The 23,353-nt window shown below is 39.4% G+C and carries 19 protein-coding genes and 1 other annotated feature (1 of these 20 cut by a window edge); of the genes, 18 read left to right on the forward strand and 1 reads right to left on the reverse strand.

Annotation, left to right across the window (positions count from 1 at the left end):
* Positions 1–149 (forward strand) — a binding site (T-box leader); it begins 105 nt to the left of the window's first position.
* A gap of 68 nt (positions 150–217) precedes the next feature.
* From ilvB to yihA, 13 genes are all read left to right on the forward strand, one after another.
* A complete protein-coding gene (gene ilvB / locus AC1DEF_RS01015) occupies positions 218–1,945 on the forward strand; it encodes an acetolactate synthase large subunit (protein ID WP_155660677.1) in 1,728 nt (575 codons plus the stop codon).
* Positions 1,942–2,454 (forward strand): acetolactate synthase small subunit, encoded by a 513-nt coding sequence (gene ilvN, locus AC1DEF_RS01020; protein ID WP_013059375.1) that lies wholly within the window; start codon positions 1,942–1,944, stop codon positions 2,452–2,454. Before ilvB ends, ilvN begins: the two co-directional genes overlap by 4 nt.
* A gap of 64 nt (positions 2,455–2,518) precedes the next feature.
* On the forward strand, positions 2,519–3,544 hold the full coding sequence (gene ilvC, locus AC1DEF_RS01025) for a ketol-acid reductoisomerase (protein WP_013085141.1): 1,026 nt from the start codon (positions 2,519–2,521) through the stop codon (positions 3,542–3,544).
* Complete coding sequence (locus AC1DEF_RS01030) at positions 3,531–5,066, forward strand: 2-isopropylmalate synthase (protein ID WP_013085140.1); 1,536 nt, start codon at positions 3,531–3,533, stop codon at positions 5,064–5,066. Before ilvC ends, AC1DEF_RS01030 begins: the two co-directional genes overlap by 14 nt.
* Before the next feature lie 19 nt (positions 5,067–5,085).
* The gene (gene leuB, locus AC1DEF_RS01035; protein WP_013059372.1) at positions 5,086–6,195 is read left to right on the forward strand and encodes a 3-isopropylmalate dehydrogenase; all 1,110 of its coding nucleotides are present in this window, start codon (positions 5,086–5,088) and stop codon (positions 6,193–6,195) included.
* 58 nt (positions 6,196–6,253) lie between these two features.
* The gene (gene leuC / locus AC1DEF_RS01040; RefSeq protein WP_013059371.1) at positions 6,254–7,669 is read left to right on the forward strand and encodes a 3-isopropylmalate dehydratase large subunit; all 1,416 of its coding nucleotides are present in this window, start codon (positions 6,254–6,256) and stop codon (positions 7,667–7,669) included.
* Positions 7,670–7,683: 14 nt separating this feature from the next.
* Complete coding sequence (gene leuD, locus AC1DEF_RS01045; protein WP_013059370.1) at positions 7,684–8,274, forward strand: 3-isopropylmalate dehydratase small subunit; 591 nt, start codon at positions 7,684–7,686, stop codon at positions 8,272–8,274.
* Positions 8,275–8,375: 101 nt separating this feature from the next.
* Positions 8,376–9,377, forward strand: coding sequence for a tetratricopeptide repeat protein (locus AC1DEF_RS01050; RefSeq protein ID WP_097824646.1), 1,002 nt, complete (start codon positions 8,376–8,378; stop codon positions 9,375–9,377).
* 221 nt (positions 9,378–9,598) lie between these two features.
* The gene (gene tig, locus AC1DEF_RS01055; RefSeq protein ID WP_016765666.1) at positions 9,599–10,885 is read left to right on the forward strand and encodes a trigger factor; all 1,287 of its coding nucleotides are present in this window, start codon (positions 9,599–9,601) and stop codon (positions 10,883–10,885) included.
* Positions 10,886–11,269: 384 nt separating this feature from the next.
* Entirely contained in the window at positions 11,270–12,535 is a 1,266-nt protein-coding gene (gene clpX, locus AC1DEF_RS01060) for an ATP-dependent protease ATP-binding subunit ClpX (RefSeq protein ID WP_013059367.1), read from the forward strand.
* Between the two features lie 152 nt (positions 12,536–12,687).
* Positions 12,688–14,355, forward strand: a complete 1,668-nt coding sequence (lonB, locus tag AC1DEF_RS01065) for an ATP-dependent protease LonB (RefSeq protein WP_029320070.1) — start codon at positions 12,688–12,690, stop codon at positions 14,353–14,355.
* Between the two features lie 259 nt (positions 14,356–14,614).
* Complete coding sequence (gene lon / locus AC1DEF_RS01070; protein ID WP_016765665.1) at positions 14,615–16,939, forward strand: endopeptidase La; 2,325 nt, start codon at positions 14,615–14,617, stop codon at positions 16,937–16,939.
* Positions 16,936–17,523: a ribosome biogenesis GTP-binding protein YihA/YsxC gene (yihA, locus tag AC1DEF_RS01075; RefSeq protein ID WP_013059364.1), complete on the forward strand. Its 588-nt coding sequence runs from the start codon at positions 16,936–16,938 to the stop codon at positions 17,521–17,523. Before lon ends, yihA begins: the two co-directional genes overlap by 4 nt.
* Positions 17,524–17,616: 93 nt before the next feature.
* On the opposite strand, the gene AC1DEF_RS01080 is transcribed toward yihA, so the two are convergent.
* Positions 17,617–18,102, reverse strand: coding sequence for a LiaF transmembrane domain-containing protein (locus tag AC1DEF_RS01080; RefSeq protein WP_013059363.1), 486 nt, complete (start codon positions 18,100–18,102; stop codon positions 17,617–17,619).
* A gap of 329 nt (positions 18,103–18,431) precedes the next feature.
* Between AC1DEF_RS01080 and hemA the strand changes: the two genes are divergently transcribed.
* The 5 genes from hemA to hemB are packed head-to-tail and all read left to right on the forward strand — an operon-like array spanning position 18,432 to position 23,337.
* Complete coding sequence (hemA, locus tag AC1DEF_RS01085; RefSeq protein WP_013085134.1) at positions 18,432–19,772, forward strand: glutamyl-tRNA reductase; 1,341 nt, start codon at positions 18,432–18,434, stop codon at positions 19,770–19,772.
* Between the two features lie 14 nt (positions 19,773–19,786).
* Complete coding sequence (locus AC1DEF_RS01090) at positions 19,787–20,620, forward strand: cytochrome C assembly family protein (protein WP_013059361.1); 834 nt, start codon at positions 19,787–19,789, stop codon at positions 20,618–20,620.
* Positions 20,621–20,633: 13 nt separating this feature from the next.
* Positions 20,634–21,566, forward strand: a complete 933-nt coding sequence (hemC, locus tag AC1DEF_RS01095; protein WP_053487758.1) for a hydroxymethylbilane synthase — start codon at positions 20,634–20,636, stop codon at positions 21,564–21,566.
* Positions 21,566–22,339 (forward strand): uroporphyrinogen-III synthase, encoded by a 774-nt coding sequence (locus tag AC1DEF_RS01100; RefSeq protein ID WP_477727288.1) that lies wholly within the window; start codon positions 21,566–21,568, stop codon positions 22,337–22,339. The genes hemC and AC1DEF_RS01100 overlap by 1 nt, the downstream gene beginning before the upstream one ends.
* A 17-nt stretch (positions 22,340–22,356) precedes the next feature.
* Positions 22,357–23,337, forward strand: a complete 981-nt coding sequence (hemB, locus tag AC1DEF_RS01105; RefSeq protein ID WP_097824642.1) for a porphobilinogen synthase — start codon at positions 22,357–22,359, stop codon at positions 23,335–23,337.
* The last annotated feature ends 16 nt before the right edge of the window (positions 23,338–23,353 follow it).

Consider the following 23,353-nt stretch of genomic DNA (forward strand, 5'->3'; position numbering starts at 1 on the left):
GTCACCCTGAAATTTAGTAAGGGCGACCGAGTGTACTTCCAAAGCACTCGTTATCAAAAAGAATGTACAGTATACATTCATAAGGTAATCATTACGATTACAAACGAGGGTGGTACCGCGTAAAGTACAAAAGACTTTTCGCCCCTTGACCTATATCATTTGATAGGGTCTATTTAGGGGTGAGAAGTCTTTTTTCTTTTATCTAGAAAACGAAAGGATGAGAAAAGTGGGAGCCAATATGCAAACGAAAGAACCTGTAAGCACTGGGGCACAAATGAATGGAGCTGACATGTTGATTGAATCTCTAAGAAGAGAAAATGTTGACGTCATCTTCGGTTACCCAGGGGGAGCCGTTTTACCGATTTACGATAAGCTATATGGTTCAGGAATGTTTCACGTACTTGCTCGTCACGAACAAGGTGGAATTCACGCAGCAGAAGGGTACGCAAGAATTTCAGGCAAACCCGGTGTAGTTATCGCAACAAGTGGTCCTGGTGCAACAAATATCGTAACAGGTTTGGCAGATGCGATGATTGACTCACTTCCTTTAGTTGTTTTTACTGGTCAAGTAGCTTCAAGTGTAATTGGTTCTGACGCGTTCCAAGAAGCAGATGTATTAGGGATCACAATGCCAATTACAAAACATAGCTATCAAGTACGCAATATCAGCGATATGCCGAGAATCATCAAAGAGGCATTTCATATTGCGACAACAGGAAGACCTGGTCCAGTCTTAATCGACATTCCAAAAGATATGGCACAGGGTGATGGAACATTTAATTACGAAGGAGAAATTGATTTACCTGGCTATCAGCCAACTTATTTTCCAAATCAGCTGCAGGTTAAAAAATTAACAGACGCAGTAGCAGCTGCAAAACAACCTGTTATCCTAGCAGGTGCGGGAGTGCTATTGAGTAAAGGTTCAGAAGAATTAAAAAATTATGCTGAGCGTCAAAATATTCCCGTTATTAATACGCTTTTAGGATTGGGCTGTTTTCCTGCAGATCATCCGCTTCATTTAGGAATGGCTGGCATGCACGGAACGTACACAGCAAACATGGCAATTTATGAGAGTGATCTTCTCATTAGTATCGGTGCACGCTTTGATGACCGAGTAACAGGTAACTTAAAGCATTTTGCACCAAATGCAAAAATTGCGCACATTGACATCGACCCTGCGGAAATTGGAAAGAATGTTCCAACCAAGATTCCAATTGTTGGAGATGCAAAAGAAGTATTGAAGCAATTGCTTCTGCAAGAAGGAGAAGTTGGAGATTATACGAAATGGCATGAGAAATTAGCGGCGTGGAAGCAAGAATATCCATTATGGTATCAGAACTCAGCGGACGTGTTAAAACCACAAAAAGTAGTTGAGTTGCTTCACAAGTATACAAATGGAGATGCCGTTGTTACAACGGACGTTGGGCAACATCAAATGTGGGTAGCTCAATACTACACATTTAATAATCCAGATCGATGGGTAACTTCAGGTGGTCTTGGCACTATGGGCTTTGGATTACCTTCTGCAATCGGCGCTCAGCTGGCAAACAAAGATAAAACAGTGGTAGCAGTCGTTGGTGACGGTGGATTTCAAATGACGCTTCAAGAATTAGGAGTTATTAGAGAATTAAATTTACCTGTAAAAGTGGTTGTACTTAACAATCAGTCGCTTGGTATGGTTCGTCAGTGGCAGGAAATCTTCTATGAAGAACGCTACTCACACTCTTTAATTCCGAATCAGCCTAATTTAATGAAGCTTGCAGAAGCTTATGATATCAAAGGTTTACAAGCTTCTACTGAAGAAGAAGCGCATGCGGCTTTGAAAGAAGCAATGGAAACAGATGGACCTGTTCTACTAAATTTCTTTGTCGCACCTAAAGAAAACGTATATCCAATGGTTGCACCTGGAAAAGGATTACATGAAATGGTAGGGGTGAAACCATGAAGCGAATTATTACAGCAACTGTATTAAACCGTGCGGGCGTATTAAATCGCGTGACGGGGTTATTTACAAAAAGAAATTTCAATATTGAGAGTATTTCGGTAGGTCACACTGAATCTGAAGATGTATCACGCATGACGTTTGTTGTGAACGTAGAGCATGATAACGCTGCTGAACAAGTGATTAAGCAGTTAAATAAGCAGATTGACGTGTTGAAGGTTCAAGATATTACGGATCAAGCGGTGGTATCAAGAGAGCTTGCTTTAATGAAAGTAGCCTCTACCCCAGCGAGCCGTAACGAACTTTATGCAGTAATTGAACCTTTCCGTGCAACCATCATTGATGTAAGCCGCGACAGCTTAATTATTCAAGTAACAGGTGAATCCAGCAAGATTGAAGCGATGATTGATCTGCTTCAGCCTTATGGATTAAAAGAAGTAACGCGCACGGGAACAGTAGCTGTTCCGCGCGGTACGCAAAAAGCGGCAGCCAAACTTTCATCAATCATTTAATTCTAGCTAGTTACTAACCAAGTAAACTATATAAAACTATATAAACTAAGAGGAGAGATTTATTATGACAAAGGTATATTATAACGGAGATGCAAAGGATCAATTATTACAAGGTAAAACAGTAGCAATCGTAGGCTATGGTTCACAAGGTCATGCCCATGCACAAAACTTACGCGACAGCGGAGTAAACGTGGTAGTAGGATTACGTAAAGGTAAATCATGGGACCAAGCAGAGCAAGACGGTTTCACTGTATTATCTGTAAAAGATGCAGTTCAACAAGCAGAAGTAGTAATGGTATTACTTCCAGATGAGTATCAGCCAAAAGTTTATAACGAAGAAATTCTTCCAGGACTAAAACCAGGAAAATCTTTAGTATTTGCTCACGGTTTCAACATTCACTTTAACCAAATCGTAGCACCTGAATTCGTTGACGTATTCTTAGTAGCTCCAAAAGGCCCTGGTCACCTTGTAAGAAGAACGTATGAAGAAGGAGCTGGCGTACCGGCGTTATTCGCAGTATTCCAAGATGTAACTGGAGAAGCAAAAGACGTAGCGTTAGCTTATGCTAAAGCAATCGGTTCAGCTCGTGCGGGTGTGTTAGAAACAACATTTAAAGAAGAAACAGAAACAGATCTTTTCGGTGAGCAAGCAGTACTTTGCGGTGGTTTAACTTCATTAGTTAAAGCTGGTTTTGAAACGCTTGTAGAAGCTGGCTACCAACCGGAAGTTGCATATTTTGAGTGTTTACACGAATTAAAATTAATTGTTGACCTTATGTATGAAGGCGGAATGGAAGGCATGCGTTATTCAATCTCTGATACAGCTCAATGGGGTGACTTCGTTTCAGGACCACGCGTTGTAGATGAGCGTTCAAAAGAACAAATGAAAAAAGTGCTTGAAGATATCCAAACAGGTAAATTTGCAAAAGGCTGGATCCTAGAAAACCAAGCAAATCGTCCGGAATTTACAGCTATCAATAACCGTGAAAACGAACATTTAATTGAAAAAGTTGGCGCTCAATTACGTGAAATGATGCCATTTGTTAAAAAACAAAAGAAAGAAGCGGTGATCGCTAGTGCAAAAAATTAAACTATTTGACACGACGCTACGCGATGGTGAACAGTCACCTGGAGTCAATTTGAACCTACAAGAAAAGCTTGAAATTGCTAAGCAGTTAGAGCGATTAGGTATCGACATCATTGAAGCCGGATTTCCCGCTTCTTCAAAAGGTGATTTTCAATCCGTAAAAGAAATTGCGTCTATTGTCAAAAATTCTTCTGTAACAGGCCTTGCAAGGTCTGTTACAAAAGATATTGACATTGCATGGGAAGCGTTAAAAGAAAGTGCAGAACCAAGACTGCATGTTTTTATCGCTACTTCCGAAATTCATATGCAGCATAAATTGAAAAAAACACCTGATGAAGTACTTGAAACAGCAGTGGAAATGGTGAAGTACGCAAGTGAAAAATTCCCGGTTGTTCAATGGTCTGCTGAAGATGCATGTCGAACAGATTTACCGTTTTTAGCTAGAATTGTAGAAGCCGTTATTGATGCTGGTGCAAAAGTCGTTAATATTCCAGATACAGTAGGATTTATCACTCCTGGTGACTATCAATCAGTATTTAATTACTTAAAAGAACATGTGTCAAATATTCATAAAGTTGATTTGTCAGCTCACTGTCACGATGACTTAGGGCTAGCTGTGGCCAATTCAATGGCTGCGATTGAAGCAGGAGCTACTCAAATTGAAGGAACGATTAACGGAATCGGAGAACGTGCGGGTAACGCAGCTCTTGAAGAAGTAGCACTTGCGCTTCATGTCCGTCAAGATTTCTATCAAGCGAGCACAGGTCTTATCTTGCCTGAAATTAAGCGTACGAGTGACATTATCAGTAAGCTTACCGGAATGAATATTGCACCAAATAAAGCAATTGTCGGAAAAAATGCTTTTGCTCATGAATCAGGTATTCACCAAGATGGCGTCTTAAAAAATCCGTTAACATATGAGATTATTTCCCCAGAACTTGTGGGTGTTAAACAAAATCCAATTGTGCTTGGTAAACACTCAGGCCGTCATGCGTTCCGTACACGCTTAGTAGAGCTTGGATTTACATTGGAAGATACAGAAGCAAACGTGCTTTTTGAGAAGTTTAAAGACTTAGCAGATAAGAAAAAAGACATTACCGATGATGATTTATTGGCATTAGTCATTCAAAAGCAAGTTAGCAAAGACAGTGAATATAAGCTTGAAAGTCTGCAAGTTCAGTATGGTACGAACAATATTCCAACGGCTACGATTACCCTTCGCAAAGAAAACGGCGAAGAGATTCAAGAAGCAGCTACGGGATCTGGAAGCGTGGAAGCTATCTATAATACGCTGCAGCGCTGTGTTGAACAAGATGTAAAACTATTAGACTATCGTATTCAGTCTATTAACGGTGGGCCGGACGCACTGGCTGAAGTATTTGTGAAGGTTGAAAGCGAAGGAACTGAAGCAAGCGGACGCGGAGTAGCATTTGACGTATTAGAATCGTCAGCAAAAGCATATCTGAACGCCATTAATCGTTTAATTGCTATTCAGCAGCATCGTACAAAGCAAGAAGTAATGTGAACTGAAGGGAGAGACCACCATGACAAAAAAAGTCGCTGTATTACCGGGTGACGGCGTAGGAACAGAAGTAACAAAAGGCGCTGTTGCCGTTTTAAAAGCAATTGGAGAGCGCTTTGATCATCAATTTGAGTTTACGTATGGACTAATTGGCGGAGCTGCAATTGATGAGGCGGGCACACCTCTTCCAGAAAGTACAATTGAGACTTGTAAGCAGGCGGATGCTGTATTACTTGGATCGGTTGGAGGGCCAAAATGGGATCGTAACCCTTCACATTTGCGACCGGAAAAAGGTTTGCTAGCTATTCGAAAAGAACTGGATTTATATGCTAATCTTCGTCCGGTGACGTTTTATGATAGCTTAGCGGATGCCTCTCCTCTGAAAAAAGAATACATTGAAGGTGTTGACTTCATTATCGTCCGTGAGCTAACAGGAGGCTTATATTTTGGTAAGCCTAGCGAGCGCCGAACAGAAGGAAATGAAGAAACAGTTGTCGACACATTATTTTATAAGCGTACAGAAATAGAAAGAATTATTCGCCAAGCATTTGATACGGCTGTAAATCGACGTAAAAAAGTAACGTCTGTTGATAAAGCGAATGTGCTTGAGTCTAGTAGAGTGTGGCGTGAAGTAGCTGAAGAAGTAGCAAAAGACTACCCGGATGTAGAGCTTGAGCATATGCTTGTAGATTCAGCTGCTATGCAGTTAATTCGTAATCCGAAGTATTTTGATGTAGTGGTAACTGAAAATATGTTTGGTGATATTTTGAGTGATGAGGCTTCTATGCTGACAGGATCGTTAGGAATGTTGCCATCTGCGAGCTTAACGGCTGATGGTCCGTCTCTATACGAACCGGTTCACGGTTCTGCACCAGATATTGCTGGTCAAAACAAAGCTAATCCGATTGCTGCTATTTTATCTGCAGCAATGTTGCTTAGACATTCGTTTGGATTAGAAAAAGAAGCAGCAGTGATTGAACAAGCAGTTGAAAGTGTATTACATGCAGGTCATCGAACAGCTGACTTAGCAGACGGTAATCATTATTTAGGTACCGATAAAATGGTGGAGGCGATAACTGCGGTAATTGCCAATGATTCTGCCATTTCAAGCATTATGACAGCTTACAGTTAATCATGCGTTTCTCACGTTTTGTGAGAAACGTTTTTCATAATCAGAAAGGAGGAGCAGTATGAAACCAAAAACAATTATTGATAAGCTTTGGGAACAACATGTTGTACGTCGAGAAGAGGGGAAGCCGGACTTATTATATATCGATCTTCATCTTATTCATGAAGTAACGTCTCCTCAAGCATTTGAAGGTCTTCGCGTGGCAAATCGCCAAGTGAAGCGTCCAGACTTAACGTTTGCTACAATGGATCACAACATTCCAACGGTTGACCGTTTTAATATTAAAGATCCAATTGCAAAGAAACAAGTAGACAAACTATCTGAAAACTGTCATGAGTTTGGTGTGAAGCTTTTAGATTTAACAAGTGAAGAGCAAGGAATTGTGCATATCATTGGACCGGAATTAGGATTAACTCAGCCTGGAAAAACCATTGTGTGCGGAGATAGTCATACATCTACTCACGGTGCATTTGGAGCGCTTGCTTTTGGGATAGGAACGAGTGAGGTAGAGCATGTTTTAGCAACACAAACGCTATGGCAAGCGAAACCAAAAACGCTACAAGTGAAAGTGAATGGCAAAAAGCAGCCTGGCGTTTATGCCAAGGACATTGTGTTAGCAATAATTCAAAAATTCGGCGTGAATTTTGGAACGGGTTCAATCGTGGAATTTACGGGCGAATGTATTCGCGATCTTTCAATGGAAGAGCGCATGACCATTTGTAATATGTCTATTGAAGCCGGTGCAAAAGCTGGTTTAATCAGTCCAGACGATGTCACGTTCTCTTATATTAAAGGACGTCAGTATGCTCCTAAAGGAGAACAGTTTGAAAAAGCAGTGGAAGCTTGGGCAGCTTTAGCAACAGATGAAGGTGCAACGTACGATGAAACGCTGGAAATTGATGCAGATACAATTGAACCTGTTGTAACATGGGGAACAAACCCGGCGATGAGTTCTTATGTTAGCAAGCAAGTTCCTACATTAGAAGAGTGTAAAACAGAAGCTGAGAGAAAGTCTTTGTCACGAGCACTTGAGTATATGGGCTTACAGCCTGGCATGGCAATAGAAGAGATTCCAGTTCAGCATGTATTTATCGGTTCATGTACGAATGCTCGTTTGTCTGATCTTCGTGACGTGGCAGCCTTTATTAAAGGAAAGAAAGTGTCACCAGATGTGCGAGCGATCATTGTACCAGGTTCTCAAAAAGTAAAGCGAGTGGCTGAAGAAGAAGGGTTATCTGCTATTTTTATTGAAGCAGGTTTTGATTGGAGAGACTCAGGCTGCAGCATGTGTCTAGGTATGAACTCTGACTTAGTTCCACAAGGCGAACACTGTGCGTCCACTTCTAACCGCAATTTTGAAGGACGTCAAGGAAAAGGCGCCAGAACGCATTTAGTAAGCCCGGTAATGGCAGCAGCGGCAGCGGTATATGGACATTTTGTTGATGTGCGCAAACTACAAGAACAAGCGGTGCGATAAGGAGGAGAACACAGATGAATGCTTTTACAATCCACACAGGGAAAGTAGCAGGTCTCGACCGAGCAAACGTAGATACTGATCAAATTATCCCAAAGCAATTTTTGAAAAGAATTGAGCGTACTGGGTTTGGCCAATTTCTATTTTTTGATTGGCGATATAATGAAGATGAAACGTTAAATGAAACGTTTGAATTAAATCAGCCTCAAAATCAAGGAGCAACAATTCTTGTAGCTGACGAGAACTTCGGATGTGGTTCGTCACGTGAACACGCGCCATGGGCGCTTTTAGACTATGGGTTTCGTGCCATTATCGCACCTTCATTTGCGGATATTTTTAAACAAAACTGTCTAAAAAATGGTATTTTACCTATTGTTTTACCAAAAGAAGATGTTTCCTATTTAATGAAAGAGTCTCAAAGTGCTTCTTACGCCTGTACAATCGATCTTCATCAGCAAAAAATTACCGATGAAGCAGGCTTTGAACGTACGTTTGATATCAATGGCCATTGGAAATATATGCTTGTTAACGGATATGATGAAATTGGCTATACGCTTTCTTTTGAAGACGACATTTCTGCTTATGAAGCAAAAACGGTAAGATATTAACCAAAAATCGAGCAAAATGATGATTTTGCTCGATTTTTTTGCGTTCCGTTAACCGAATTGCTAAACTGTAAAGCAAATGGACCGCGAAGTGGGGAGAAAACATGTCGAATGAACAACAAAACAAAATTGTAGCTTTTCCTCTATTAAAAGAACGGTTGGTTGAAAAAGCTACAGATCATATGCAGCACAAGCAGTTTCAAGAAGCACTTCCTTTATTTGAGCAGGCCTATGAACTTGATAATAAGCATCATGAAATTTTACTTGGTCTTGTTATTTGTCACGTGGAGCTCGGTGATGCAGGCATAGCTAAAGAATTGTGTGAGCAAATGCTGAAAGAAGATATTGGCGATTATTATCATAATTTGCAAATGTACCTCATGGTGTTAATTCAGCTTGGTCACTATCATGAAGGATATGTCACTCTACAAGCAGTTATTCAAGAACACAAACTCCCTTCTGAACATGCTGAACAGCTTTATCAGCTATTGGAGTTCTGCAAGAATAGAATGAATCAAGAACAAGTCATAGAAGAACAAACAGAAGAAGAACAGCTAGAGCAGTTTAAATCATTCACAGCTCTAGACAATATTCAAGATCAGCTTGAATGGGTTCATTCATTAAAAACAAAGAGAATTGAAAAGCAGCGCTTCTTTCTGGAACAGCTATTTTCATCTGAAGCTGTTCACCCTATCGTAAAAACAGTCGCTTTAAAAACAGTCATGGAAGAAGAAGTAGACATTGATTTTATGATTAGTAAGTTTGGAGAGACGAAAAAAGTAAATGCGCTTCAACTTCAACGAACAACACCGTATTTGTTTGCCGAGCAAGTAGAAGCGCAGCTGACGGAAAAGCTGGAGCATGAAAATCCTACATTGCTGCAGGTTGCCGTTGAAATATGGCAGCGTCATTTATTTATTACATTTCCGTTTTTACCGGGTGATAATGTAAAACTTTGGACAGAAGCGGTGTATGCTGTTAGTCTGATGATGCAAGGAGAAGAGTCAGATGCAGCTGTAGCAGAGGAAGATGGAAGTTTCTCCGCAGCTGAATTAAGAAAGGCAATTAAAGAGCTAAAAGAAATTGAAGAAATTTCTTTTATATAAAATGTGGTGTTTAGTTGAAACGTCATTGTTGTATGTTATAATATAATGGTTGTAAAATGCACTTAAATACGTATAGTAGAATTTCATCTTTACATTACATTCCTACGTACTTTAAAGTAATAGGGAGTTAAATAGATAATGATTGAGGGTTGAACTGATAGGCTATCTGCATTATCTAGTTTAGAAATCACTACTTAAAATGATTTTGGAGGGAAACATTCATGTCTGCAAAATGGGAAAAACAAGAAGGAAATCAAGGCGTTTTAACAGTAGAAGTTGAAGCTGCTGAGTTTGATAAAGCCTTAGATAAAGCATTCACAAAAGTTGTAAAACAAGTAAACGTACCAGGGTTCCGTAAAGGTAAAATGCCTCGTCCACTTTTCGAAAAACGTTTTGGCGTAGAATCTTTATACCAAGATGCACTAGATATCTTATTACCTGAAGCTTACAGCAATGCAATTGTTGAAGCTGGTATCGAGCCGGTTGATCGTCCAGAAATCGATGTTGAAACAATCGAAAAAGGACAACCTCTAGTTTTCACTGCTAAAGTAACTGTTAAGCCTGAAGTTAAATTAGGCGAATACAAAAACTTAGAAGTAGAAAAAGTAGATACAACTGTAACAGACGAAGACGTTGAAGCTGAATTAAAAACACTTCAAGAGCGTCACGCTGAACTAGTTGTTAAAGAAGAAGGAACTGTAGCTGAAGGTGATACAGCTGTAATCGACTTTGAAGGTTTCGTTGATGGCGAAGCATTCGAAGGCGGAAAAGGCGAAAACTATTCTTTAGAAATCGGTTCTAACACATTCATCCCTGGCTTTGAAGAGCAACTAGTTGGTCTTGAAGTAGGCGCTGAAAAAGAAGTGGAAGTAACATTCCCTGAAGAGTATCACGCTGAAGAGCTAGCTGGTAAAGCTGCTAAATTCAAAGTGAAATTACACGAAATCAAATCTAAAGAGCTTCCAGCTTTAGACGATGAGTTTGCAAAAGACGTAGATGAAGAAGTAGAAACTTTAGAAGCGTTAAAAGCAAAAACAAAAGAAAAATTACAAAGCGATAAAGAGAATCAAGCGGAATCAGCTCTTCGCGACACTTTAGTAGAAAAAGCTGCTGAAAACGCTGAAGTAGAAATTCCAGAAGCAATGTTCAATACTGAAATGGATCGTATGATGCAAGAGTTTGAACAACGTTTACAAATGCAAGGTCTTAACCTTGAACTTTACTTCCAATTCTCAGGTCAAGATGAAAAAGCTCTTCGCGACCAAATGCGTCCGGATGCTGAAAAGCGTGTGAAAATCAACTTAACGCTAGAAGCTATTTCAAAAGCTGAAAATCTTGAAGTAAGCGAAGAAGAAGTAGAAAAAGAATTAGAAAACATGGCAGGAATGTACAACATGCCTGTCGAAGAAATTAAGAAAGTGCTTGGCAGTCTTGATAGCATTAAAGAAGACATGAAAGTACGTAAAGCAGTTGAATTTCTTGTAGAAAACAGCAAAGCTGTTGCATAATAGTAAGTAAGAAACAAGGCGCGACTTGATCGTGCCTTGTTTTATAAACTTCAATAGTTTTTTTATATCATAACCAACACCGTAGAAGCAGCTTTAACCCATTGTTTGAAATCCGTGGTTATGAAATAGGCCCAATAAGAGGACACTATATAATAGCAGATCTCCATTCTGTTATGCTCATCAACAACATATACATAAAACGTTTTAGTATCTATTCAAGAAAATGTATGGTAAAATGCAATACAAATCTTTTCATAGCGCTTTTACTATGTAATAAAGAGGGGCATTTACCTACAAATAGATGAGTTGTTCATGTTGTTGGGCTATAGCGCGGATAGAAATCAGCTTCGAGCACTTTAGTAAATACTACAAGGGGTGAAAATTATGTTTAAATTTAACGATGAAAAAGGGCAGTTAAAATGCTCATTTTGTGGTAAAACACAAGAACAAGTACGCAAGTTAGTTGCGGGTCCAGGTGTTTACATATGCGATGAATGTATTGAACTTTGCACGGAAATCGTAGAAGAAGAGTTAGGTACAGAAGAAGAAGTAGAATTTAAAGATGTACCAAAACCAAAAGAAATTCGTGACATTTTAGATGAGTATGTAATTGGTCAAGAGGATGCGAAAAAATCGTTATCCGTTGCGGTATACAACCATTACAAACGAATCAATTCAAACAGTAAAATTGATGACGTTGAGTTATCAAAAAGTAATATTGCATTAATTGGACCTACAGGAAGCGGTAAAACTTTACTAGCTCAAACATTGGCTCGTATTTTAAACGTACCGTTTGCGATTGCAGATGCAACATCTCTAACAGAAGCGGGTTATGTAGGAGAAGATGTTGAAAACATCTTATTAAAATTAATTCAATCAGCTGATTACGATGTGGAGAAAGCTGAAAAAGGCATCATCTACATCGATGAAATTGATAAAGTAGCGCGTAAGTCTGAAAATCCATCTATTACACGTGATGTATCAGGTGAAGGTGTGCAGCAGGCTCTTCTTAAAATCTTAGAAGGTACTGTAGCAAGCGTTCCTCCTCAAGGTGGACGCAAACACCCTCATCAAGAATTTATTCAAATTGATACAACAAATATCTTATTTATTTGCGGTGGTGCATTTGACGGAATCGAACCTATTATTAAGCGTCGTCTAGGTAAAAAAGTAATTGGTTTCGGTTCAGAAACAAAACAACAAGACTTTACAGAAAAAGAGTTACTAGCAAAAGTATTACCGGAAGATTTATTGAAATTTGGTTTAATTCCAGAGTTTATTGGTCGTTTACCGGTTACTGCTAGCTTAGTGCCTCTTGATGAAGAAGCGCTAGTTGAGATTTTAACAAAACCGAAAAATGCACTAGTGAAACAATATCAAAAAATGCTTGAACTTGATGACGTTGAACTTGAGTTCGAAGACGAGGCTTTAGTAGAAATTTCTAAAAAAGCAATCGAGCGTAAAACAGGTGCTCGTGGTCTACGTTCAATCATTGAAGGTATTATGTTAGATGTAATGTTTGATCTTCCTTCACGTGATGATATTACAAAATGTATTATCACAGGTGAAACTGTTCGTGATCAAGCGGCTCCTAAGTTCGTATTAGAAGACGGATCTACTATTCAAGAAGGCAGCAAAACATCAGCATAAAAAAAGCCGGGTACTCAATTTGAGTACCCGGCTTTTTTCTGTTGATGAAGCACAACTAAATTTTACTTTTTACTAGAATCTTGTTTATTCCTACTGCTGCAGGGAGATAATAACTGATAATTATCTTACTAAACTGCGCAGGAGGTTTATCTATGAACTGGACGAATATTGCCTTAATGGTCCAACTCTTTTTTGGTATCATCATTGGCTTATATTTTTGGAATTTATTACGCAATCAGCGTACGCAAAAAGTCTCAATTGACCGGGATTCAAAGAAAGAAATGGAGCAATTGCAGAAAATGAGAGCCATCTCTTTAACTGAGCCGCTTGCCGAACGTGTGAGGCCGTCTAGCTTCTCCGATATTGTCGGACAAGAGGATGGAATTCGGTCACTAAAGGCGGCCCTTTGCGGCCCTAATCCACAGCACGTGATTGTATATGGGCCGCCTGGAGTAGGAAAAACGGCAGCAGCACGTCTAGTGTTAGAAGAAGCAAAAAAAAATAAAAAATCACCTTTCAAACAATCGGCTGTATTCGTAGAGTTAGATGCAACTACGGCGCGTTTTGATGAGCGAGGCATTGCTGATCCTTTGATTGGGTCTGTTCATGATCCTATTTACCAAGGAGCAGGTGCCATGGGCCAAGCTGGAATTCCGCAGCCAAAACAAGGAGCGGTTACAGATGCACACGGGGGAATTTTATTTATTGATGAAATTGGAGAGCTCCATCCTATTCAGATGAATAAGCTGTTAAAGGTTCTAGAAGATCGAAAAGTGTTTATGGAAAGCGCCTATTACAGCGAAGAAAACACACAAATCCCAACACATATTCACGATATTTTTCAAAATGGGTTGCCAGCAGACTTTCGTTTGATTGGTGCGACGACTAGAACGCCTAATGAAATTCCGCCTGCCATTCGTTCCAGATGCGTAGAGGTATTTTTCCGTGAGCTTGATCGCGACGAAATTATTACAGTTGCAAAAAAAGCAGCAAATAAAGTAAGAATGGATATATCAGAAGAAGGTTTATCTCTGTTTTCTACATATGCACGCAATGGACGTGAAACGGTTAATATGATGCAAATTGCGGCTGGATTAGCGATATCAGAGGAACGAACGGACATTAAAAATGAAGATATTGAATGGATTGTTCATTCTAGTCAACTGTCTCCAAGGCACGATCCGAAAATTGCAGATGAGGAAAAAGTGGGACTTATTAATGGATTAGCAGTGTACGGGCCCAACTCTGGAGCACTTTTAGAAATTGAAGTCAAAGCGATTCCTGCAAAAGAGAAAGGGAACATTATTATTACAGGTATCGTTGAAGAGGAAAGTATAGGGACTCAAGGGAAGTCTATTCGCCGTAAAAGTATGGCTAAAAGCTCAATTGAAAATGTCATAACGGTTCTTCGTTCAATGGATGTTCCAGCCGATGAGTATGATATTCATGTAAACTTTCCGGGAGGCGTGCCAATTGATGGACCTTCTGCTGGTATTGCGATGGCAACAGGGATCTACTCAGCGATTTATGAAGTGCCAATTAAACATACGGTAGCAATGACAGGAGAAATTGGTCTGCACGGTAACGTAAAGCCAATTGGCGGTGTGATTCCAAAAATCAAGGCAGCAAAACAAGCAGGCGTTCAGACGGTGATTGTGCCAAAGGAAAATATGAATGCAATGGTAGAAAAGGTAAAAGGTATCGATATTATTCCTGTCCATCATTTAACAGAGGTGTTTGAACAAGCGCTATTGTCTGTACATGAGCATGTTGCACATTTGTCGGTAGATCCAGCTATTTCAAATAGAGAATCTAGCTAATTCTATCATGATAATTAAAAATTAATGGTCAGATGAATATTCATCGCCTTTTTCGCGTATAAAACCTTTATACACAGCCAACGAAAAAGGCGTTTTTTTATGAAAAGAGCTTAAAAAGATATGTTTTGCCTTTTAATTCTTTCTCATGGTACAATTAGTAATTACTATTGTTAGACATGTGTATACAAATGAGATAAAATTGTTAAAAGAATTCACACTTTACATACTTTAATTGACGAGCATTGGAGGTGTTCATTGCATGGCAGAAAAAGAAAAATTGACAATGCCGCTATTGCCTTTACGAGGTTTGATCGTCTATCCGACAATGGTGCTTCATTTAGATGTTGGGCGAGATAAATCTGTGCAAGCATTAGAAAAAGCAATGATGGATGATCACTTAGTTTGTTTAGTATCACAAAAAGATATGGGTATCGATGAGCCAACAAAAGAGGATTTATATAGAACCGGTACGTTAGCAAAAATTAAACAAATGCTAAAGCTGCCGAATGGAACGATGCGCGTCTTAGTAGAAGGACTAAATCGCGTAACCGTTACAGAATTTGAAGACAGCGAAGAATATTTTGTTGTGCACGTGGAAAAGCAAAACGAAGAACATCAGGTTGATGTAGAAGATAAAGCGCTGATGCGCACGCTTTTAGACTATTTCGAACAATACATAAAACTTTCCAAAAAGGTGTCCGTTGAAACTCTTTCAACCGTAAGCGACATTGAAGAACCAGGAAGATTAGCGGATATTGTAGCCTCTCATTTACCAATAAAAATTCAGCTTAAACAAGAAATTTTAGAAATAACTGATGTGAAAGAAAGATTAAATACGATCATTTCTCATATTCAAGACGAGCAAGAAGTTTTGCAGCTGGAGAAAAAAATTGGACAGCGTGTAAAGAAATCAATGGAACGCACTCAGAAAGAATATTATCTTCGTGAGCAAATGAAGGCGATTCAAAAAGAGCTTGGAGACAAAGAAGGAAAGACGGGAGAAGTAGCAACACTTCGCGAAAAAATTGAAGCAAGTGGGATGACGGACCATGTCAAACAAGTGGCGTTTAAAGAATTGGATCGCTATGAAAAAATTCCTGCTACCTCCGCTGAAAGCTCAGTCATTCGAAATTATATCGAGTGGTTGATTGCGCTACCTTGGACAAATGAAACGGAAGATACGCTCAATATTCATAATGCTGAACAAGTGCTGAACGATGAGCACTATGGCCTTGAAAAAGTGAAGGAACGCGTATTAGAATATCTAGCTGTGCAGCAGTTGACAAAATCTCTTAAAGGCCCTATTTTATGTTTAGCAGGACCTCCTGGCGTAGGGAAAACATCCCTAGCCCGTTCAATTGCTACGTCTCTAGATCGTCATTTTGTACGAGTGTCTCTAGGCGGCGTGAGAGATGAGTCAGAAATCCGCGGTCATCGTCGCACGTACGTGGGAGCTATGCCTGGACGCATTATTCAAGGAATGAAAAAAGCAGGAACGATTAATCCGGTATTTCTGCTTGATGAAATCGATAAAATGTCAAATGATTTCCGTGGAGACCCGTCTTCTGCTTTGTTAGAAGTATTGGATCCTGAACAAAACCATAATTTCAGCGATCACTATATAGAAGAAACGTATGATTTATCAAAAGTGATGTTCGTGGCTACAGCTAATAACTTAGCTACGATTCCGGGGCCGCTGCGCGATCGAATGGAAATTATTCAAATTGCTGGTTACACGGAGCTGGAAAAGCTTGAAATCGCGAAGCGTCACCTATTGCTGCGCCAGCTAGAAAATCACGGATTGCAAAAGGGCAATTTGCAGATTCGCGATGACGCGTTAACAGCAATCATCCGTTTATATACGAGAGAAGCTGGTGTTCGTAACCTTGAACGCGAAATTGCTTCCATTTGCCGAAAAGCAGCTCGTATCGTAGTCTCTGGCGAGAAAAAGCGCGTGGTGGTGACGGCCAAAACGCTTGAAGAATTCCTTGGTAAGCCTAGGTTCCGTTACGGACAGGCTGAGACGGAAGATCAAGTCGGCGTTGCTACAGGTCTTGCTTACACAACTGTAGGAGGAGACACGCTAGCCATTGAAGTAAGCTTGTCCCCTGGTAAAGGAAGACTAGTGCTAACCGGAAAGCTTGGAGACGTAATGAAAGAATCAGCTCAGGCAGCATTTAGCTACGTGCGTTCAAATGCAGAGAAACTAGGAATTGATGAAAAGTTTTATGAAAAACATGATATTCATATCCATGTTCCAGAAGGAGCTGTACCAAAGGATGGACCTTCTGCAGGAATTACCATTGCCACTGCTCTAGTATCAGCACTAACGGGTAAACCAGTGCGCAGAGAAGTAGGAATGACAGGAGAAATTACACTAAGAGGTCGCGTATTACCAATCGGCGGTTTAAAAGAAAAGTCACTTAGTGCACATCGTGCCGGATTAACTAAAATATTAATCCCTCATGATAATGAACGTGATATTGAAGATATCCCTGACAGTGTACAAGAGGAATTAGACATCGTTCTTGTGTCACATGTGGACCAAGTATTGGAACATGCGCTAGTAGGAGAGGTAAAATGAAAGTAACTCAAGCCGATATTGTCATCAGTGCCGTACGCCCTGAACAATATCCTAAAGAAAACCTGCCAGAGTTTGCGTTAGCAGGCCGTTCAAATGTAGGGAAATCATCTTTTATTAACAAGATGCTCAATCGCAAAAGCTTAGCGCGTACGTCGTCTAAGCCCGGAAAAACTCAAACGCTTAACTTCTTTTTAATTAATGAAATCCTTCACTTTGTAGACGTACCTGGCTACGGATTTGCAAAAGTGTCTAAAAAAGAGCGTGAAGCATGGGGGAAAATGATTGAAACGTATTTAACAAATCGTGAGCAGCTTAAAGCTGTGTTAATGATTGTTGATCTACGCCATGCCCCTTCAAAGGATGACGTTATGATGTATGAGTTTTTGAAGCACCATGACCTTCCCGTTATGGTTATTGCGACGAAAGCTGATAAAATTCCTAAAGGAAAATGGCAAAAGCACTTAAAAGTAGTGAGAGAAACGCTGGACTTAGATCCAAATGATGAATTAATTCATTTCTCATCTGAAACAGGTGAAGGAAAAGATAAAGCGTGGAAATCTTTGCAGTATCGCATGACTCACTAAACAAAGGAATAGAATCTAAAAAAATGGAACGTTTATCATCACTCTAACAGGAAGTGAGTCAAACGTTCCATTTTTTTAACTTATTTACATAGATTACTTTCGTTTGAAAAATAATAAATATAGCCCAACTAGTAACAATAAAATAGGCCAGAAGGTTGTTAAATAATTTACGCCGTCTTCAACTTTTGGCAAAAATAGTTTAAGACGGTCTGAAAACATCATTAAAATGGCAATAATTAAAAGGGTGCCGCCTTGGAAAAAGCCTGATTTGGCTTTTCTAGCACTGAGTAAAAAGCTAATGGCCACCATAAAAACGACCATGCTAATATTCGTAGGCCAAAAGGGAATTTGTTCACTTACATAGAAATGAATACCTAAAGTGATTAATATGTAGCTTGCAAGCAAGTTTGAATGATCTTGAGATAAAGCAGACTCAGTTAACAGGGCTGCTCCTATTAAAATTAACAGTACAGGCCACGTGTATACCTTTGCTGCAATGCTCATATGTAGTTCATTCAGTAAGAAAAAGATTCCAAATCCAACTAGTAAGACACCAAAAAACATTGATTGCTTTTTCATAGTAACCTCCAGGTGTTTCAAAACAGAAAACGTGATAAAACGCTGCTTTTTTGATACAATTTATTACGGAATAACAGTTAATATCTTAACACATGTTTTCAAAGACTGTTCACATTTTTTTTTCGAATGACTTATAGAACATGTTATAATAGTTAGAGATAAGGCGAAGCTTACACCTGTGTAATGTCCGCCGCTTTTTACGAATAGTAGAATGAAGAACGCCGGATTTTACGGGCAGTTATCTCACTGTAGCTCTTTGGAAATTTAGGGGTTACTGCCCGTCAAATTCGGATAAATAAGCACATTTCAATTATAGGGGGTATGTACAAATGCATATTATAGCAGTCGGCTTAAACTTTCGAACAGCCCCTGTTGAAATAAGAGAAAAGCTTAGTTTTAATGAGCAAGAACTAGCATCTGCCATGAAAACGTTAAGCGGCCAAAAAAGTATTTTGGAAAACATCATTGTTTCAACATGCAATCGTACGGAAATTTATGCTGTTGTTGATCAATTACACACGGGCCGTTATTATGTAAAAGCATTTTTAGCTGAATGGTTCGGAATAGATAAAGAAGAGTTTTCGCCTTATTTAACTATCTATGAAAATGATGGAGCCATCGAACATTTATACCGAGTAGCATGTGGATTAGATTCAATGGTGATTGGTGAAACACAAATTCTTGGACAAGTGCGTTCAAGCTTTTTGCTTGCTCAAGAAGAAGAAACAATTGGAACGGTTTTTAATCAGCTGTTTAAACAAGCTGTGACATTAGCCAAAAAAGCTCATCATGAAACAGAAATTGGTGCGAATGCAGTTTCTGTCAGCTATGCAGCTGTAGAGCTTGCTAAAAAGATTTTTGGAGACTTATCATCCAAACATGTGTTGATTCTTGGTGCGGGAAAAATGGGTCAGCTTGCCGTACAGAATTTATATGGCAGCGGAGCTAAAAAAGTAACGGTAGTGAATCGAACATTTGAAAAGGCACAAGAGCTAGCAAACCGTTTTTCTGGAGAAGCCAAACCATTTGCTGATCTTCAACATGCTTTAAGCGAAGCAGATATCTTAATTAGTTCAACAGGGGCTAATGACTATGTAGTAACGAAACAAATGATGAGTGAAGCCGAGCGTACGCGTAAAGGTCGTCCATTGTTTATGGTAGACATCGCCGTTCCGCGTGACTTAGATCCAGAACTAGATGAGCTAGAGACGGTCTTTTTATATGATATCGACGATTTAAACGGGATTGTAGAATCCAATTTGCAAGAGCGTCAAAAAGCTGCGGATGAAATTGAAATTATGCTTGAAGCTGAAATTGTTGCTTTCAAGTCTTGGCTTGGTACATTAGGCGTTGTGCCTGTTATTTCTGCACTTCGTCAAAAAGCACTTACCATTCAAGCTGAAACGATGAAAAGCATTGATCGTAAGCTCCCAGATTTATCTGAGCGTGAGCGCAAAGTTTTAAATAAACATACAAAAAGTATAATTAATCAACTTCTTCGCGATCCAATTTTACACGCGAAAGAATTGGCTGGAGAGAAACATGCTGAAGAGTCTTTAGAGCTGTTCATGAAAATTTTTAATATTGAACAGGAAGTTGCTTTACAAAAAGAAAAAGAAGAGCAGCTTCATACATCGATTACGTCTCATTCAGTAGCTTATCAGTCTTAAGTGAGGATTGAATAATGGTTGATATGGAATTAACCAGAATCTATGAATTGATTGTGATTTTATACGCGGTGAGCGTTTTATTATATTTTATTGATTTTGTACAAAATAACCGGAAGGCAAACTCGATAGCCTTCTGGTTACTTTCTATTGTTTGGGTTTTGCAAACAGCCTTTTTAATTTTACGAATGTTTGAGACGGGAAGGTTTCCTATTCTTACCGTTTCTGAAGGGCTGTATTTTTACGCGTGGGTCTTAATTACTCTTTCACTTGTGATTAATCGCCTGTTCCGCGTTGATTTTATGGTGTTTTTTACAAATGTGATTGGTTTCTTAATTATGGCTATTCATACGTTTGCTCCACTTGAAACATACACTGCTGTCCAGTCGGAGCGCCTTGTGTCAGAATTATTAATCATTCATATTACTATGGCTATTTTATCTTACGGCGCTTTTTCAGTCTCTTTTGTTTTTTCCGCTCTGTATCTTGTTCAGTATAATTTATTGAAAAAGAAGAAGTGGGGCAAGCGCTTGCTAAGAATTGAAGATTTAACAAAGCTAGATTACATGTCCTATGTATTAATTTTAATTGGTGTACCGCTGTTATTGCTTTCGTTAATCTTAGGAATCATATGGGCTTATATTAAATACGTAGATTTTCATTGGTACGATACAAAAGTGTTAGGTTCATTTTTAATGTTTGTTGCATACAGCGCTTACTTGTATGCTAGACTGCGTAGAGGTATTCAAGGAAAGGCAATCGCAATGTGGAATATTGGATTGTTCTTAGTCTTACTTATTAATTTCTTTTTATTTGGCAGTTTATCGAATTTTCACTTTTGGGGTTCGTAATTAGGAGGACAACATGCGAAAAATTATTGTCGGCTCTCGTCGAAGCAAACTTGCGTTAACACAGACCAAGTGGGTCATTGAACAGTTAAAAAAACAAGGTCTTCCTTTTGAGTTTGAAATTAAAGAAATGGTTACAAAAGGGGACCAAATTTTAAATGTAACGCTGTCCAAAGTAGGCGGTAAAGGTCTTTTTGTAAAAGAAATTGAACAAGCCATGTTAGATAAAGAAATTGATATGGCCGTTCATAGTATGAAAGATATGCCGGCTGTTTTGCCAGAAGGATTAACGATTGGATGTATTCCTTTACGAGAAGATCATCGTGATGCGCTTATTTCAAAAAATGGTGAGCGATTTGAGGAGCTACCAAGTGGTGCTGTGATTGGGACAAGCAGCTTGCGTCGAGGGGCACAGCTTCTATCTATGCGTTCAGATATCGAAATTAAATGGATTCGAGGAAATATCGACACACGCCTAGAGAAATTAAAAAATGAAGATTACGATGCGATTATCTTGGCAGCTGCAGGGTTATCTCGTATGGGCTGGTCGAAAGATACGGTCACTCAGTACCTAGAGCCGGAAATAAGCGTTCCCGCTGTGGGACAAGGAGCTTTAGCTATCGAATGCCGAGAAAATGACCATGAATTATTATCGCTTCTTCAAGCTCTAAATCATGATGAAACCGCTCGTGCTGTTAGAGCTGAACGCGTATTTTTAAAAGAGATGGAAGGCGGATGCCAAGTGCCGATTGCGGGTTATGGGCGTATATTGGACGGCGGAAACATTGAGCTAACGTCGCTAGTTGCGTCTCCTGATGGCAAAACGATTTACAAAGAGCACATTACGGGAAAAGACCCCGTTGCTATCGGTTCAGAAGCTGCTGAGCGCTTAACATCTCAAGGAGCTAAGCTTTTAATTGACCGTGTAAAAGAGGAGCTGGACAAATAATGAGTCATGAGGCTCCTCTTTTTTTGAAAAAAGTTTTGATTACAAGAGAAGCGAAGCAGGCTCATTCATTTGCAGCACGGGTTAAAAAGCTTGGAGGCATACCTTTAAGCTTACCAGTCCTCACGTTCGTACGTTCTAACAATGAAAAAGAAGTGGAAGATGTCCTGCTGTCGATTGACTGTTTTGATTGGATTGTTTTTACAAGTCAAAACGGCATTTCTTTTTTCTTTGAATGGCTAAAAGAGTTAAATATCAGTTGGAGTGTTTTAAAAAGATTAAAAGTGGCTGCGGTTGGAGAAAAAACCGCAAAATTGCTAGAAAAACACGATATTAATGTGCAACTTGTTCCAAAAGAATACGTTGCGGAATCACTTCTTGAGTCGTTAAAAGCAAATGTGTCACATCACGAGCGAGTTCTCCTTGTACGAGGACAATTAGCCCGCTCTGTTTTAAAAGATGGGTTAAAAGAGTGTGAGGTAACGGATCTAGTTGTATATCAGACCATTCGAAATCAAGACTCTGAACGCTTGGTTAAGCAACATTTAGAAACAGGAATTGATGCCATTACTTTTACAAGTTCTTCTACAGTGAGATTTTTTGTCGAGTCAGTTAAAGATATTCCGAATTGGCTTGAGCTTATAAATAGAACCAAAGTTGTTTGCATCGGTCCTATTACGAGTCAGACAGCGAGCGAATATGGAATTAAGCATCTTGTTCCTAACACATACACAATAAATGGTATGATAGATATGTTGGTTAGTTGTTTTGAATAATAAAGGAGGATTTTAACATGAAAGATTTACAATTTACACGTCATCGTCGTCTTCGTAATTCTGTAAATATGCGTGCGCTTGTACGTGAAACACATTTACATGCTGAAGACTTTATATATCCTATTTTTATTGTAGAAGGTGAACAAAAAAGAAATGCTGTAAAATCAATGCCAGGTGTGGATCAAATTTCTTTAGACTACTTGAATGATGAAATCCAAGAGTTAGTCGATTTAGGAATCAAGTCAGCTATGGTATTTGGTGTTCCCGCTGAAAAAGATGCGGTCGGCTCACAGGCATACCATGACCACGGAATTGTCCAAAAAGGTATTCGTCAAATTAAAGAAAATTTTCCAGACTTTGTTGTTATCGCAGATACATGCTTATGTCAATACACAGATCATGGCCACTGTGGTGTAATTGAAGACGGAAAAATCTTAAACGATCCTAGCCTTGACTTATTAGCGCGTACAGCGGTCAGTCAAGCTAAAGCAGGAGCGGATATTATTGCGCCTTCAAACATGATGGACGGTTTCGTGGCAGCTATTCGCCACGGTCTAGACGAAGCTGGATTTGAAGATGTGCCCGTGATGTCTTATGCTGTTAAATATGCATCTGCTTTTTACGGACCATTCCGCGATGCAGCGCATTCTTCTCCTCAATTTGGAGACCGTAAAACATATCAAATGGACCCAGCCAATCGCTTAGAAGCACTTCGAGAAGCGGAATCTGATGTCGAAGAAGGAGCAGATTTCTTAATTGTAAAACCGGCTCTATCATATTTAGATATTATGCGCGATGTAAAAAATACGTTTAATTTACCGGTAGTAGCTTATAATGTGAGCGGTGAATATTCAATGATTAAAGCGGCAGCTCAAAACGGCTGGGTAAATGAAAAAGAGATTGTTCTTGAAAAATTAATTAGCATGAAGCGTGCAGGAGCGGATTTAATTGTAACGTATCATGCTAAAGACGCAGCACGCTGGTTATCTGACAAGTAATTAAGGAGGCTTACAC

The sequence above is a fragment of the Priestia sp. 10L35 genome, assembly GCF_056395685.1.